General features: G+C 62.7%; 14 protein-coding genes. 7 read left to right on the forward strand and 7 right to left on the reverse strand.

Annotated elements, in window-relative coordinates:
• Both AC0QTX_RS25965 and AC0QTX_RS25970 read right to left on the reverse strand, forming a co-directional pair.
• Positions 1 to 2,032, reverse strand: a 2,032-nt coding sequence (locus AC0QTX_RS25965; protein WP_474606684.1) for a right-handed parallel beta-helix repeat-containing protein, incomplete at its 3' end; no start/stop codon positions are given.
• 463 nt (positions 2,033 to 2,495) lie between these two features.
• Positions 2,496 to 2,807 carry a hypothetical protein gene (locus AC0QTX_RS25970; protein WP_474606685.1) on the reverse strand — a complete coding sequence of 104 codons (312 nt, stop codon included), beginning with the start codon at positions 2,805 to 2,807 and terminating at the stop codon, positions 2,496 to 2,498.
• 121 nt (positions 2,808 to 2,928) lie between these two features.
• Here AC0QTX_RS25970 and galE point away from each other — a divergent pair, with 121 nt between their 5' ends.
• The 5 genes from galE (at position 2,929) to tyrS (ending at position 8,480) form a co-directional block, all read left to right on the forward strand.
• On the forward strand, positions 2,929 to 3,921 hold the full coding sequence (galE, locus tag AC0QTX_RS25975; protein WP_474606686.1) for a UDP-glucose 4-epimerase GalE: 993 nt from the start codon (positions 2,929 to 2,931) through the stop codon (positions 3,919 to 3,921).
• Between the two features lie 107 nt (positions 3,922 to 4,028).
• Positions 4,029 to 4,565, forward strand: a complete 537-nt coding sequence (locus tag AC0QTX_RS25980; RefSeq protein ID WP_474606687.1) for a DoxX family protein — start codon at positions 4,029 to 4,031, stop codon at positions 4,563 to 4,565.
• A 134-nt stretch (positions 4,566 to 4,699) separates the two neighbouring features.
• On the forward strand, positions 4,700 to 5,776 hold the full coding sequence (locus AC0QTX_RS25985) for a LolA family protein (RefSeq protein ID WP_474606688.1): 1,077 nt from the start codon (positions 4,700 to 4,702) through the stop codon (positions 5,774 to 5,776).
• 134 nt (positions 5,777 to 5,910) lie between these two features.
• Entirely contained in the window at positions 5,911 to 6,885 is a 975-nt protein-coding gene (locus AC0QTX_RS25990) for a phosphoribosylaminoimidazolesuccinocarboxamide synthase (RefSeq protein ID WP_474606689.1), read from the forward strand.
• Positions 6,886 to 7,226: 341 nt separating this feature from the next.
• Positions 7,227 to 8,480: a tyrosine--tRNA ligase gene (tyrS, locus tag AC0QTX_RS25995; RefSeq protein WP_474606690.1), complete on the forward strand. Its 1,254-nt coding sequence runs from the start codon at positions 7,227 to 7,229 to the stop codon at positions 8,478 to 8,480.
• A gap of 3 nt (positions 8,481 to 8,483) precedes the next feature.
• Here tyrS and AC0QTX_RS26000 read toward each other — a convergent pair whose 3' ends face one another.
• Positions 8,484 to 9,347 (reverse strand): alpha/beta fold hydrolase, encoded by an 864-nt coding sequence (locus AC0QTX_RS26000; RefSeq protein WP_474606691.1) that lies wholly within the window; start codon positions 9,345 to 9,347, stop codon positions 8,484 to 8,486.
• Positions 9,348 to 9,609: 262 nt separating this feature from the next.
• Complete coding sequence (locus tag AC0QTX_RS26005) at positions 9,610 to 10,302, reverse strand: EAL domain-containing protein (protein ID WP_474606692.1); 693 nt, start codon at positions 10,300 to 10,302, stop codon at positions 9,610 to 9,612.
• A 274-nt stretch (positions 10,303 to 10,576) separates the two neighbouring features.
• Between AC0QTX_RS26005 and AC0QTX_RS26010 the strand changes: the two genes are divergently transcribed.
• Positions 10,577 to 11,566, forward strand: a complete 990-nt coding sequence (locus AC0QTX_RS26010) for a homocysteine S-methyltransferase family protein (protein WP_474606693.1) — start codon at positions 10,577 to 10,579, stop codon at positions 11,564 to 11,566.
• A gap of 82 nt (positions 11,567 to 11,648) precedes the next feature.
• On the opposite strand, the gene AC0QTX_RS26015 is transcribed toward AC0QTX_RS26010, so the two are convergent.
• The 3 genes from AC0QTX_RS26015 to AC0QTX_RS26025 form a co-directional block, all read right to left on the reverse strand.
• Positions 11,649 to 12,032, reverse strand: a complete 384-nt coding sequence (locus AC0QTX_RS26015; RefSeq protein WP_474606694.1) for a DUF1622 domain-containing protein — start codon at positions 12,030 to 12,032, stop codon at positions 11,649 to 11,651.
• Positions 12,033 to 12,105: 73 nt separating this feature from the next.
• Positions 12,106 to 12,309, reverse strand: coding sequence for a YgaP family membrane protein (locus AC0QTX_RS26020; protein ID WP_474606695.1), 204 nt, complete (start codon positions 12,307 to 12,309; stop codon positions 12,106 to 12,108).
• A 115-nt stretch (positions 12,310 to 12,424) separates the two neighbouring features.
• Entirely contained in the window at positions 12,425 to 13,156 is a 732-nt protein-coding gene (locus tag AC0QTX_RS26025) for a L,D-transpeptidase (protein WP_474606696.1), read from the reverse strand.
• 256 nt (positions 13,157 to 13,412) lie between these two features.
• Between AC0QTX_RS26025 and AC0QTX_RS26030 the strand changes: the two genes are divergently transcribed.
• Positions 13,413 to 13,991 (forward strand): tyrosine phosphatase family protein, encoded by a 579-nt coding sequence (locus AC0QTX_RS26030; protein WP_474606697.1) that lies wholly within the window; start codon positions 13,413 to 13,415, stop codon positions 13,989 to 13,991.
• The last annotated feature ends 263 nt before the right edge of the window (positions 13,992 to 14,254 follow it).

Consider the following 14,254-nt stretch of genomic DNA (forward strand, 5'->3'; position numbering starts at 1 on the left):
TGCCATAGACCCGGTCGTTGCCGAAGCTGCCATAGACCTTGTCGTTGCCGGAGCCGCCATGGACATAGTCGTTGCCGGAGCCGCCATGGACATAGTCGTTGCCGCTGTCGCCGTAGACGCGATCATCGCCGCTCTCGCCGTAGACCTTGTCGTTGCCGGTGCCGCCATAGAGCTTGTCATTGCCGCCTCGACCCTTGACCGTATCGTTGCCGCCCTTGGCCTTGATCGTGTCGTCGACGTTGTCCCTGCCGTTAAGCGTCTCGGACCGGGCTGTGCCCGTGCGGCTGGCGACCTGATTGCCGGTGTTGGTCGGCGGAGGAGGTGGAACAAAGCTCGGGATCCAAACATCTCCGTCGAGCCTGCCATCCGCGAACTGCAGAACCTCGATGTTGAGAAGGGTATCCGTGCCTTCGGTGGTGCCGGCGACGGTCCGGTTCGCGAGGGTCCCGGTGATCGTGTAATCCGCGTATTTACCGGAGAACACGGCCGTATCCGTATCAGCTCCACCGTCTATGGTGTCGTTACCGATGCCGCCCGTGATGGTGTCGTTGCCACCGAGTCCGTAGAGCCTGTTGCTTTGATCGTTGCCGCCGATTCTGTTGTTGAGCCCGTTCCCTCTGCCTTCAATGGCAGAAGCCCTTGTTGGAATGGTCGACTCAACCAACTGGAGGTTCTCCACATTGGCTGGCAGGGGTTTAGCGGTGGTGTAGGAGACGGAACTGATGATCGTATCGACTCCCTCACCGGCAGATTCGAGGACAACGTCACCGCTGTGATTGACGTGATAGGTATCATCCCCTTTGCCGCCAGCCATGGTATCGGCGCTAGTGGTGCCAAAAAACGTGTCGTTGCCGTCTGTTCCCAGACCGGTGGTCACATTGCCTGTGATCACCGTTCCCGTTGGACCTCCGGCGATATTGTTGGGTTCCTCGCGGATCGCGTAGCGCGCATCCGCAGGATTAATGACGTTATTCAGAATTTGCGTGCCGGTTGAGTAGTAGATTTTGGTTGGATTGGTTGCGGGATCGTTGTCAGGATTTCCGTCTGGGAAGTCAGTCCGCTCAAGGATTCTGACCTCATCATAGGAACCCTTAGCTTGCTCCGAGTTGCTCGAGATAAAGCTATCCTTCAAGGTTGTATTGACGGAGCCCTCGATACGCACTCCTTGGCGCGCATTGTCGTGAACGTTGACCCCAGTAATCGTAACATTGTCCGACAATTTGACTAGAATGCCCTCGCGGGTGTTCCCGTAGTATTCACCCCCGATGATTTGAACATTCTTGACATGGACGATCTCTGCCTCGGTTCCGCGCTGGAGATCTCCGCGCTGAACTACGATGCCTGCGCCGCCGGTCGCGCCTGCACCATTGCTGTAAGCAACGTTGTCTTTGAGAATGATTTCGCTCGAGGCATTCTGGACGTTGAAGCCGTGGCGATCGTTGGCGTAGGAGGTGTTGTTTTCGTAAGTGCCACCCACCACGCCATCTGCAACGAAACCATCGAGGCCATTGTGGTGTGCTGTGGAGTTCTTGATTGTCAGGTTGTACGTGATCTCGTGCGGATTGATGCCGTATGCCGAGAAGTTTCTCGCCTCGACATTGTCGAGGGTGATGTTGGTCTGCGTATCTCCAGAGGTTGCTTTCACGCCGGAGATGAAGCCGGCCTGATGCCCGGTATTGTTAGCCCGGTTGCCGTCGATGACCAGATTGGAAATCGTGACATTTTCAACCGTATCCAGCGCCGTCCTGACAAGTCCGTTGATCCTGGCATTGAAATTGTCTTCGAGCTTGATCTCCGTCTGGCGGTTGCCGGAGCCCGTCAGCGCGACACCCGACAGGAGTTCGATGGCGCCTGCTGACGGGTTAGACTTATCGCCTGTCACGACCCAAGTTCCGGCACCGAGTTGGACAGTGACCTGCCCCCCGGATGGGTTGGCTAAATATTTTGCATTAGCCTCTGCAATGGCCGCCTTGATTCTCGCGACGTTGTCGGCTGGGGTTCCCGAAGGATCGTTTACAAAAATGGTGGTCATTCGCGGTATCCCTTACTTGAATGGGTCGAGGAGCGTATGGGCGAGCGTCACCGTCACCAGACCTTCGTCCGGAGCCTGCAATGCGATGATCGCCGGTTGTCGTGTTCTGCCGCTATCGCTGCGGCATGGTTCAGAGCCGCGTGAGCGTCGATCCGAGGAAGTACCGCTGCCGTGTGGGCAGGCGATCCTTCCCGTCATCAAGGCGGAGCTGGTCCTGCCTCGTGTGAAGTCATGAGCATAAGGCTGTGTCCTCTGCAGTAACTGCCAGATTGCTCAAGATTAAATAGGCATTTCCACAAATTCGAAATGGTGCAATTTTGTATTGTCGACGCAATTTCGAGTTAATGCGTCCGCCGCTGCGACTAAGGCTAATGCTATTGAAGTACCCGACCTACCCCGAATGGGTTGAGGCCTTACCGGAAGAGGCTCGGAACATATGGTCAAGCTTGAGCATGGCCCTGCTTCACTTGAGCATGTCGAAAAGCTGACCTGAGCACTGGGCGACCAGAATCAGGAGAAGAATCCCGATAAACCATAGCCAGGAGCCCGATCGCTGCGGCTGAGCCTGCGTTTGCGGCGGCGGCTCGCTGTGCAGGCTGAAGACCGGTACGGGAGGAGAGGGCAGGCGCTCGATCAGTTCGGCCGATGCGGCCGGAATGCTGCCGGCCATTCCGATGAACCGAAAGCTCACCGGAATGCCGCCCACGAATCCGACCTCGGCCGGCTGAATCATGGCCTCGTGGCGAACCCACCAGTATTCCTTGCGATCATCCATTGTGCATCCGTCCATGTCTGACACGGTATTCTAACGCTTAGCCGCATCGGCTTGATCTGGAAATCCGGCTGCAATAGAGCCACCATGACAAAATGTTGAGCGCACATATCCAGGAAATCGCATGAACGTTCTCGTCACTGGTGGAGCCGGATATATCGGCGGCCACATGGTTCTGGCCCTGCTCGATGCGGGGCACAGGCCCATCGTGTTCGACAACCTATCGACAGGCTTCCGCTGGTCGGTGCCTGAGGGCGTGCCTCTCGTCGTAGGCGATGTTGGCGACTTCGAGCTGGTGCTGCGTACCCTGCAGACCTACCAGATCGACGCCATAGCGCACTTCGCCGCCAAGCTGGTCGTGCCCGAATCCGTCACCGATCCGCTCGGCTATTACCTCAACAACACCGTCAAGAGCCGCTCCCTCATGGCTGCCGTCGTGGCGGCCGGGGTGAAGAACTTCGTCTTCTCGTCGACCGCAGCCGTCTACGGCAACGCCTCCGAGAAGCCGCTCGGCGAGGACGCGCCGCTGGCCCCTCTCTCTCCTTACGGGAGCTCGAAGCAGCTCACCGAGGTGATGCTGCGCGATGTCGCGGCTGCCCACGACATGCGCTACGTGATCCTGCGCTACTTCAATGTGGCCGGGGCCGATCCCGCCATGCGCCACGGGCAGTCGACGGCGAATGCCACCCATCTCATCAAGGTGGCGATCCAGACCGCGCTGGGCATGCGGTCCCATATGGAGGTCTTTGGCTCCGACTATCCGACGCCGGATGGAACCTGCATCCGTGACTACATCCACGTGACCGATCTGATCCAAGCCCACATGCTCGCCCTGAACCATCTCGACCAGGGAGGGGAGAGCCTTGTCGTGAATTGCGGCTACGGGCACGGCTATTCGGTGTCCGAGGTCATCGAGACCGTTCGCAAGGTCTCCGGAAAACCCGTCGAGGCGCGGTTCGGCTCCCGCCGCGCCGGCGATCCGGTAACCATCGTGGCGGATTCAGCGCGCATCCGTACCCGGCTGGGATGGCAGCCGCGTCACGATGACCTCGCCAGCATCGTGGATCACTCCCTGCATTGGGAGAGCATGCTCCGGGAAAGAAATCTCAAGCTGTAGAGACCCGGGGATCGCGTTGCGGCGCTAAGAACAGGTTAAGAACCTTTCCGTCAAATGCTCACCTGGAGCCGCCGATTCTCGGCCGGCAGGGGCGAAAGGGCAGGGGCATGGACAGGGGTGCAGGCGTGAACGGGATTCTGCTGCTGAACCGCCTCCTGCTGGCGGGCTGCTTCCTGCCGGCGGCCATCGGACGCGCGGCCAACATCTCCGGCTTCGCCGCGACGCTGACGATGAAAGGCATGCCTTACGGGGACGTGGTGGCGACCGTTGTCGTCATGGCGGAAGTCTTTGGACCTCTGGCTTTGGCTCTGGGTCTGGCACCGCGTCTGAGCGCTTCCGTCCTGATCGCCGCTCTGGTGGTGACGACCGGGACCCTGCACCGCTTCTGGGATTACGGCGGCCTCACCCGACAGGCCGAGCAGACCGTCTTCCTGTCCCATCTCGGGGTTCTCGCCGGGCTTCTCTTCTACATCCTCACAGGGCCTGGGGCTTGGAGCTGGCAGGCCCTGTGGAAGGGTGTCGGCATCTCATCCAAGCCCGCCAAAGCCAAGAAGCGGCCGCCCTCCCGCCCCCGCACCCCGAAGCCGCGGACGGCACCCGTTCGTCAGGCCATGGACGACGATGAACTGGCTGATGCGGCTTGACGTGCCCCGGATGCGGTTCAGTCCCACCGTCAAGGCTGCTGCCTTCATTCAGCCTCTTATCCGGGCCATAAATCCTTGATGGGCCGTGCTTTTGCGCACGGGCATCCGTATCTTTTCAGGTTAGCAGTAGCGTCATGCTCCATTCGTCCTCGCGTTCCATTCTCGCTCTTGCTCTTGCCCTGGCGTGCGTGTCCCCTGCCGCCGCCCAGCAGCCCTCCGATCCCCTGACCCGATTCCTGGACGGCGTCTTCAAGAAGCCGGCACCTCCGGCGAGTGCCCCCCAGGCTGCCCCTCAGGCCGCGCCCGCCGCACCGGCAGCCGCGCGGCCGAGCCCGCAGGCTCAGCCTCGTCCGCAGCCGAGGGCCGCCGCTCCGAAGCCGCCGGCCTCTGCGCCGCAAAGGGCGGCTCAGCCGAAGCCGCAGCCTGCCCCTCAGACGGTTTCGAAGCCTCAGCCTCAGCCTCCTGCCGCCGTCGCTGACAAACCGGCGCCGCAACCGGCCGCACCCGCACCGCAGAAGCCAGCTCCCACGCCGCCCGTCCAGGCGGCCGAGCCGCCCAAGCCTGCAGCGCCGGTCCAGGCAAACGTCGCGGAGCCGCCGAAGCCAGCACGCTCGACGCCGGTTCAGGCTGCTCCCGCGGCCACGGCCGTGGCCGCACCCGCGTCCGCCCCGACGCCGACTTCGCCTCCAGGGCCGAAGTCTCCGGAGGAGGCTCTCGACCGGGTGAACGCCTATTTCAACAGCATCGACCAGTTGTCGGCCTATTTCGTGCAGAAGAACCCCAACGGCCAGCAGGCAGAGGGCAATCTCTCCATGCGCCGCCCTGGCCAGTTCCACTTCGCCTATGCTCCGCCGAGCTCTCTCGAGGTGGTCTCGGATGGGCGCAACGTGGCGATCCGCGACAAGAAGCTCGGCACCAACGATGTCTATCCGGTCGGTCAGACTCCCCTGAAGTTCCTCGTGCAGGACAACATCGACCTGTCGCGGGACACCAAGGTCCGCGACGTGCAGGTGGGCCGCGACGGCGTGGTGACCGTGCGCTTCGACGACAGCGCGACCCTCGGCGGCACATCCAAGATCACCCTGCGCTTCGACACCCGGGCCAATGCGCTGAAAGCATGGACCATCATCGACGCCCAGGGCTACGAGACCACGGTGACCTTGTCCGGTCTCAACGCGACCTATCGCAGGGACGCCCGGGCCAGCCAGTAGAGGCGGACAACCGGCCCGTTCTCGTGGGCCAAGCAGGTTTTTGTCCGCCAGGGTCTAGCACTGTCGTGATTTCCAGATAGAACTCCGCCTGCCGCTGTCGCAGGGCGGCGCGTGGAAATCCTTGGCAGGTGAGCATGGTGGATAAAGCAGCCCTTGGAGCCTATGCGGGCTATGTCCTCGAGGACGCGACGATCCCGGAGCTGCCGAACCATTACCGCGGCAAGGTGCGCGACAACTACGATCTGCCCGATGGGCGCCGGATCATCATCGCGTCGGACCGCCTGAGCGCCTTCGACCGCAACCTTGCGGCCATTCCGCTCAAAGGCCAGGTGCTGACCCAGACGGCGAAGTTCTGGTTCGAGCAGACGGCGGACATCTGCCCCAATCACGTGATCGAATATCCCGACCCGAACGTGCTGGTGGGCCGCAGGCTCACCATCCTGCCCGTGGAGATCGTGGTGCGCGATTACCTCGCCGGCACCACGGGCACCTCGATCCTCTCCCTCTACAAGGCCGGCCAGCGCGAGATGTACGGCATGCGCCTGCCGGACGGCATGCGCGACAACGAGAAGCTGCCGCAGACCATCATCACGCCGACGAGCAAAGCCTTCCATGGCGGCCACGACGAACCCCTGACGCCCGCCGACATCATCGGGCAGGGGCTGCTGAGCGAGGAGCAGTGGCGCACGGTCTCCGAGTATGCCCTCGCCCTCTTCGCGAAGGGCAGGGAGATGGCGCGCGAACGCGGCCTCATCCTGGTCGATACCAAATACGAGTTCGGCATCGACGAGAACGGCACGATCATGATCGCCGATGAGATTCATACCCCGGACAGCAGCCGCTATTGGTTCCTGGAGAGCTACCGGCAGCGTTTCGAGGCGGGCGAGCGCCCCGAGAGCTTCGACAAGGATTTCGTCCGCACCTGGGTGGTCGCACGCTGCGATCCCTACAAGGACGAGATCCCCGAGATCCCGCAGGACGTGGTTCTGGAGACCTCTCGGGTCTATATCAACGCCTTCGAGCGGATCACGGGCCAGAGCTTCGCACTGCCAGATCCGCAGGTGCCGGCGCTGGAGCGGGTGCGAAGGAATCTTAGAAGCTATTTTTGAGCAGCAGCTCAGTTCGGTGTTCTCTGTCATCCCCGGCGAGCGAAGCGAGGGCAGGGGATCCATGGTGCTGAGCGTGTGAGTGGATTCCCTTCCCTCCACTGCGCTCCGGCCGGGAATGACAAACGTTATGTCTGAAGCCGGTTGACGTTCTCGTCTCCTGCCCGTACCTTGCGCACATGATCACCAGTCGCACCACTTTCACGAACTATTTTACGCCGTCCCCATAGGGCGGCTCCGTTCGGTTGCGACCAAACGTTCGATGCCGCCGCTCTCCGGCGGCATCTTCATTTGGTGATCAGGTCTCCGGGCAGCGGCTCCCGCTCAATCCCAGGAGACAGACAATGAGCACCCCGAAATCCGAATTCCTGAAGACGCTCGCGGAGCGCGGCTTCATTCATCAATGCACCGATCTGGCAGCCCTCGATGAGCGGCTCTCGGCCGGGCCGGTCGCGGCATACATCGGCTTCGACGCCACGGCGGACAGTCTTCACGTGGGAAGCCTCGTGCAGATCATGACCCTGCGCTGGCTGCAGAAGTGCGGCCACAAGCCGGTCGTGCTCATCGGCGGCGGCACCTCGCAGATCGGCGATCCGAGCTTCCGCGATGCGAGCCGGCCCCTGCTCGAGGCTGAGCAGATCGCCCGGAACGCTGCGGGATTGAGGCAGGTCTTCTCCCGCTACCTCGCCTTCGGCGACGGGCCGACCGATGCGGTGATGGTGGACAACGCCGACTGGCTCGACCCGCTGCGCTACCTGCCTTTCCTGCGTGATTTCGGCACGCATTTCACCATCAACCGGATGCTGAGCTTCGACAGCGTGCGCCAGCGGCTCGAGCGCGAGCAGCCGCTGACCTTGCTCGAATTCAACTACATGGTCCTGCAGGCCTTCGACTTCCTGGAACTGTCGCGCCATCATGCCTGCGTGCTCCAGATGGGCGGCTCGGACCAGTGGGGCAACATCGTCAACGGCATCGAGCTCGCGCGGCGCATCGACCAGCGCCAGCTCTTCGGCCTGACGACGCCGCTGCTCACCACTTCCGCCGGGGCCAAGATGGGCAAGACGGCAAGTGGCGCCGTGTGGCTCAATGCGGAGAAACTCAGCCCCTACGAGTTCTGGCAGTTCTGGCGCAACGTCGAGGACGACGATGTCGCCCGCTTCCTGCGTCTCTTCACCGAACTGCCTCTCGATGAGGTGCATCGTCTTGGGCAGCTTGCGGGCCAGGAGATCAACGAGGCGAAGCAGATCCTGGCCTCGGAAGCGACGAAGCTCGCCCATGGCGAGGAGGCGGCGCGGGACGCGGCGGAGACCGCACGCAGAACTTTCGAAGAGGGGGAGCATGCCGCAGGGCTTCCGAGCATCGATCTGCCTCGGTCCGAACTCGACAGGGGCGTGACCGTCGCGCAGCTTCTCGTTCAGGCAGGGTTGTCCGCTTCCAAGGGCGAGGCGCGCCGTCTCGTTCTCAACAACGGGGCCAGGCTCAACGGCACCCTCGTGCAGGATGCGGATTCTCCTGTCACGGCTGCCGATCTCACCGACGGAGCCTTGAAGCTGACCACCGGCAAGAAACGGCACGTTCTGGTGCAGGTGAGCGACTGAGGCTCATGGAGGAACGGTGGCCTGTCTCAGGTCGCCGTTCCCGATCTGAGGAGGTGATTCGAGAAACGCATTCACGATCCTGGCCACGGCGCGTGCCCGCTCGACCGGCAGCATGTGCGTCTCGCCTTCAAACAGCTTCAGCTGTGAGCACGCAATCAGGCGTGCGGTCTCCGCCATCGCTTCCACGTCGAAGAACGGGTCCCTCGTGCCTCCGACGACGAGCGTGGGAGCCTGGATGCGGGTGAGCCAACTGGCATCGTCTCTGAAGTCCTCGCCGGCGACGGCATGCAGCCCGCGGACGATGGTCACGGGATCGTTCATCGTCTCCCGCAGGCGATGGCGCTCCTGCCGGAACCGCAGCCGCAGCAGCCAGTTCAGCCACGGACGGCGGAACACGAGGCCGAACCCGTCGAGAAAACCTTGGAAGTCCCCCTGCCATGCGGCTTCGATCTGCCGGTCGATGCTGCGGCGGCCTTCCGGGGAGAAGCGATGCGCGCTCACCATAAGGATCAGGTTCTTCACGAGCCTGGGATGCTCCGCCGCCAGTCGCGCGGCGACAAAGCCGCCGAAGGAGATGCCCATGACCGACGCGGGTCCGATCTCGTCGCGCAGGATCCGGCTCACGTCCGCCATGATCCCGTCGATGGTGTAGTCGGCAGGGGGCGAGGGTTCGTATCCCAGAAGGTAGACAGTTCTGTCTCGGGGCAAGAGGCGTGTGACACGCTTCGCATCGCGCAAGGCCCGTTCCGGGGTGGGGCGCCTGACGAAGGCCTGTCCCCCGTTGAGCACGACGATGGGGTCGGGTCCTGAGCCCGCTTTCACATAGGGAATCCTGCTCAGGAAGAGACCTGACTGGGCTTCTTTCATGATCAACATCCGATGTCGGGACCGGCTGCGCGGATCTTTGGGAATCGTAGCGAGGCAGCCGCTGGGATCGGTAGAATGTCTGCCCGCTTACAGGGCGCCCTGAGGGCGAGCGAGAGGCTGCGTCAGCCGTGTGGCTGAAGCAGCACGAATTGGGCAGAGATGGAGCCGACGGACACTGGAAGAGTGGCGGCGGCGGGCGGCCGGGACAAGGTTCCTAAAGGCTGTTTGCCGTTGCGTCAACAGCTAAGGTTATAGCCGGGCATCAGGCGCGAAGCGAAACGGCAGGCAGGCTTTCGACCGCGGGGCGGGCGAACAGGAAGCCTTGGAAAAGCTCGATGCCGGCGCCCCTCAGGGTTGCAAGCTCGGCCTCCGTCTCGATGCCTTCGGCGATGATCGTGATGTCAAGGGCGCGGGCCATCACCAGGATGCCGGAAATGATGGCCTGACGGGCCGCGGAACCCGTGATCCCGCGGATCAGCTCCATGTCGATCTTGATGAGATCGGTCTGGAAGTTGGCGAGAAGATTGAGGCCCGCGTGACCGGCGCCGAAATCGTCGATGGCCGTGATGAAGCCGAGACGCCTGTACTCCGCAATGATCCTGGCGACGTGCTTCGTATCCGCCATGCGCTCGTTCTCGGTGAATTCGAACATGATGCGCTTCGTGTCGAAGCCGACGCGGCGTGCCGTTTCGAGGGAGGTGCGGATGCAGGCAGCCGGCTCATAGACAGCATTCGGCATGAAGTTGATGGAGAGCTTGGCGTCTTCCGCTGCCGGAAAGAGTCGCCCCGCCAACTCGATGGCTTTCACCCGGCAAGCTTGGTCGAACTTGTACTGCCGCTCCTCGTCGACCTGGCTCAGGATCGCTCCCGCAGATTCGCCTTTGGTGCCGCGTACGAGCGCCTCGTAACCCCAGACAACTCCTCGCGTGAGATCGATGATCGGGTGAAAGGCCATCGTGAACTCGAATGGGAGCGGTTCGCCATTCCGGCATCCCAGACATCCTGACGTCGAATCTCTCACAGGCGCTTCCGTACGGTTATTGAAGAGGTGCGTAGGTCATTATGGGCAAAATTTCTTGCAGTTGCCCTAACGTGCCTCAAGGGAAGGGGCCGCAATGACCTGTGACGGATCTCACATCGCAGGGCGGTAAACCACGGTACGGTGCAGGCGTCTCCATAGGTTGGACCTGGGTGACAACGTAGCATCTGCGCATGCGGGAGACGCTTCCATGACCAGCGGCCGATTTGCCTTTCCTCCGTCCGATCAAACCGTGTTCCTGACCGACGGGGGTCTCGAAACCGCCCTCGTGTTTCTCGAAGGAATCGATCTTCCCTGTTTCGCCGCGTTCCCGCTCCTGCGCAGCGGCGAGGGGCGGGCAAAGCTCGAGGCCTACTTCGCGCCCTTCATCCGCACGGCAATGGAGCGGGATCTCGGCTTCATCCTCGACACGCCCACCTGGCGGGCGAACCCGGACTGGGCCGCGAAGCTGAACGTCTCGCCTGACGATCTGACGCTCATCAACCAGGAGGCCGTGCGCTGGGCGGCTCATCTTCGCGACAGGCTCTCCGACAGCCGGGAGCGGATCCTGATCAACGGGGTTGTCGGGCCGCGGGGCGATGGCTACAGGCCAGATGCGCAGATGATGGCGCCGGAGGCGCAGGCCTACCATGCCCTGCAGATCGAAGCCTTCCGCGAGGCCGGGGCGGACCTGGTGAGCGCCGTCACCATGAACTATGTCGAGGAGGCCATCGGCATTGCCCGCGCGGCGGAGGCTCTCGGCATGCCGGTGGTGGTCTCGTTCACGGTCGAGACCGACGGCAGGCTGGCATCGGGTGAGAGCCTTCAGTCGGCAATCGAGCGAACGGATCGCGAGACCGGGCATGTACCGGTCTATTACATGATCAACTGCGCTCACCCGGCGCATTTCGACGGCGTTCTCGAGGGCGGGGCGGATTGGGCTCGGCGCATTCGCGGGCTGCGGGCCAATGCCTCGGCGAAAAGCCATGCGGAGCTCGACGAATCCACCGAACTCGATCCCGGTGATCCGATCGATCTCGCGCAGCGCTACAGGGGGCTGCGCCAACGCATGCCGCATCTGTCCGTGCTCGGCGGATGCTGCGGGACGGACCATCGCCACATCGCGGCGATCTGCGAGGCCTGCGTTCCGGCGCTGGAGCATCGGACCCAAAAGTGGACACCGCTTTTGGAATCCATTTGATGCTCCAACACTAGGCCGGCGCATCGTGCGGAAAACCGGATTCGATATTCGCCGACCTGACCCTCTGGGGCCGCACGACGCGCTAGGTCGCGCGGCCTGGAGAGCGGTCGCGCTCTCCCTTGTGGCGATCCCAGGGCCAGCGCCCTTCGATCTCCACTTCGAGGGAGAAGCTCAGGAAGGTCCGGATCAGCACGATGCCGCCGAGGATGAGGAGGCTCTGGAGCGTCGGCTCGATGGCGACCGTGCTGATGATGTCGGCCGCCACCAGAAACTCGAGGCCGAGCAGGATGGCGCGTCCCAGATTGGAGCGGTAGAGGCCGAAGGCTTCGGATCCCGAGCGACCGCGCAGCACCTGCCAGATGACGGCGATGCTGGCGCCGAGAAGCCCGAGGACGATGATGGCGATCCCGCCGATCTCGATGGCGCGCGTCATCAGCTTCAGCGCTGAGGGAAACCATTCGTCCATGAAAGCTCCTGTGCCTCTGTCCTATACAAAGTCATAGGACAGCCGACGGAAGCCTCCAGGGGTTGGGCTCAGGTCAGGTGAAGCCGGGCTTGCTTGGCAGCCCCATGCGCTTGAACATCATCACCACAGGGCATAGGCCCGTGAAGGATGCCTGGACCAGATGGGCGCCGAGAATGCCGGTGAGCCAAAGCCAGTTCAGATTCACATAAACGGCGAGCAGGACGCTGAGAACGATGAGCCCGCCGACGGTCAGAAGGATCGCGCGTTCGACTGTCATGACCATGCCTCCAGCAGAGACAGGACGATCCTACACTCCAGGCGCGACAGGTCACCTAGGAAAAAGGGCTAGCCGGCGGCCAGCCCTTTTTCTGGAACCTCTTGAACGGATGGGGTCAGTACGCCGATGAGACGCGGATCTCGTCCTCGACGTCGAACAGGCGCTGCCCCTGCAGCACGACCACGGGTGAGCCGACGGGCACGCGGCTGTGGAGGTCGATGATGTCCTGGTTGAACAGGCGGATGCAGCCGCTCGACACGGACTGGCCGATCGACCACGGCTCCGTCGTGCCGTGAATGCGATACATGGTATCGCGGCCGTTGTCGTAGAGATAAAGGGCGCGTGCGCCGAGCGGGTTGTTCAGGCCCCCTTCCATGCCGCCGGCCCAGCGGGCGTTGCGCTCCGGCTCGCGTCGGATCATCGAGGGGGTCGGGGTCCAGCGCGGCCAGCTTGCCTTGCGCCCAACGCGGGCGCGGCCGCTCCAGGCCAGGCCTTCCTTGCCGACGCCGATTCCGTATCGGATCGCGCGGCCGCCCTCACGCACGAGGTAGAGATAGCGGGACTGCGTATCGACCACGATGGTGCCGGGTTCCTCGCGGCCGTAATAGGAAACCTCGCGGCGCAGGAAGCGGGGGTCGACCTCGGAGATGTCGGTGGCCGGGAGCGGATGAGGCTCGTCGGGGCGCGGCCCGTACATCGCCGCATAGGCGGGATCGATGCGGCGCACCGCCTGTTGCGGGGGAGACTGGGTGGAGACGCAAGCCGCCAAGGCCACAGGAAGAAGCAGAGCGAAGAGGCGAACGGCTTTGTGCAACAAGGATCGGCTCGTGGCCAGTGCAGCAAACATCAGTGGGGAACCTGCAGTTTCTGATTTTTGGCTTCAGTCTGTCGCCCCTGGGAGCGACGGCGATACGCCTGAAGAGACATAGTCCCAGTGGTGACGGGAAGGTGGATCTTCGGTGTCCGAAATGTGGCAGAGGGCCGCTGTGGTTTGCAAGACACAGTCTTTTGAACAGGGCGATCCAATTCGAGGGCCATGAGTTAACTTCCCGAAAAGATCCGTTGAGGTTTTGTTTCAGTCCAGCCTTCGAGCGAGTGCTTCGATGCAGCCCCATGCCATCCAGATGCTCACGATCTGCGGCATCTCGGAACTTCCAGACCAGCGCGAGCGGTCCGTGACCCATGTGCTTTCGATTCTCGATCCGGAACACCCGGATCCCGAAGCCTTCGAGGCCTATGACCCACATCACAGGACGATCCTGCGCTTCCATGACATCATCAACCCCGTGCAAGGAATGATCCTGCCCGCGCCTGAGCATGTGGAGGCGGTGCTGCGCTTCGGCGACGAGGTCGCGGCGGGACATGCCGGGCAGGTCGAAGGACACCTGCTCGTCCATTGTCACATGGGCGTGTCCCGCTCGACGGCCGCGATGCTGACGCTGCTGGCCCGGACGCATCCGGAGGAGAGCGAGGACGGGCTCTTCGAGCGATTGGCCGAGATCCGCCCTCAGGCATGGCCGAATTCCCTCATGGTCGAGTTCGCCGATGGGCTGCTGTCCCGCAACAGTCGGCTCATGGATGCCTTGCGCCGCCATTACGGGCGCCAGATCCGGCGCATTCCGCGCTATGAGCAACTCATGCGCGATCTCGGGCGCGGGCGCGAGGTTGAGATGGCGGCGTGAGCATCTGGCCTTATAGAACTCTCACCTTCTCAAAGTCTGGCGCATAGAAGAGGACATGCCTCGGCTTCCGTCATGGCCGGTCTTGTGCCGGCCATCCCGATGCTGAAAAGCACGGTGCTCCACACAATCGAGATCACCGGCACAAGGCCGGTGATGACGTGAGGAGGGCGGTCGGCCCTTCATGAGTTAGAGCGTGCAGCGGTTGCGTGGAATCGGGATAGCTGACTCCATAGGGCTGGTTGTGGTCGGCCGGGAGGCGTCCT

The organism is Microvirga sp. jy35, assembly GCF_056148915.1.

Excerpts from the sequence above, each read along its gene's own strand:
- AC0QTX_RS25970 (WP_474606685.1), bottom strand. The coding sequence starts at position 2,807 with ATGGATGATCGCAAGGAATACTGGTGGGTTCGCCACGAGGCCATGATT.
- galE (WP_474606686.1), top strand. The coding sequence starts at position 2,929 with ATGAACGTTCTCGTCACTGGTGGAGCCGGATATATCGGCGGCCACATG.
- AC0QTX_RS25980 (WP_474606687.1), top strand. The coding sequence starts at position 4,029 with ATGGACAGGGGTGCAGGCGTGAACGGGATTCTGCTGCTGAACCGCCTC.
- AC0QTX_RS25985 (WP_474606688.1), top strand. The coding sequence starts at position 4,700 with ATGCTCCATTCGTCCTCGCGTTCCATTCTCGCTCTTGCTCTTGCCCTG.
- AC0QTX_RS25990 (WP_474606689.1), top strand. The coding sequence starts at position 5,911 with ATGGTGGATAAAGCAGCCCTTGGAGCCTATGCGGGCTATGTCCTCGAG.
- tyrS (WP_474606690.1), top strand. The coding sequence starts at position 7,227 with ATGAGCACCCCGAAATCCGAATTCCTGAAGACGCTCGCGGAGCGCGGC.
- AC0QTX_RS26000 (WP_474606691.1), bottom strand. The coding sequence starts at position 9,347 with ATGAAAGAAGCCCAGTCAGGTCTCTTCCTGAGCAGGATTCCCTATGTG.
- AC0QTX_RS26005 (WP_474606692.1), bottom strand. The coding sequence starts at position 10,302 with ATGGCCTTTCACCCGATCATCGATCTCACGCGAGGAGTTGTCTGGGGT.
- AC0QTX_RS26010 (WP_474606693.1), top strand. The coding sequence starts at position 10,577 with ATGACCAGCGGCCGATTTGCCTTTCCTCCGTCCGATCAAACCGTGTTC.
- AC0QTX_RS26015 (WP_474606694.1), bottom strand. The coding sequence starts at position 12,032 with ATGGACGAATGGTTTCCCTCAGCGCTGAAGCTGATGACGCGCGCCATC.
- AC0QTX_RS26020 (WP_474606695.1), bottom strand. The coding sequence starts at position 12,309 with ATGACAGTCGAACGCGCGATCCTTCTGACCGTCGGCGGGCTCATCGTT.
- AC0QTX_RS26025 (WP_474606696.1), bottom strand. The coding sequence starts at position 13,156 with ATGTTTGCTGCACTGGCCACGAGCCGATCCTTGTTGCACAAAGCCGTT.
- AC0QTX_RS26030 (WP_474606697.1), top strand. The coding sequence starts at position 13,413 with ATGCAGCCCCATGCCATCCAGATGCTCACGATCTGCGGCATCTCGGAA.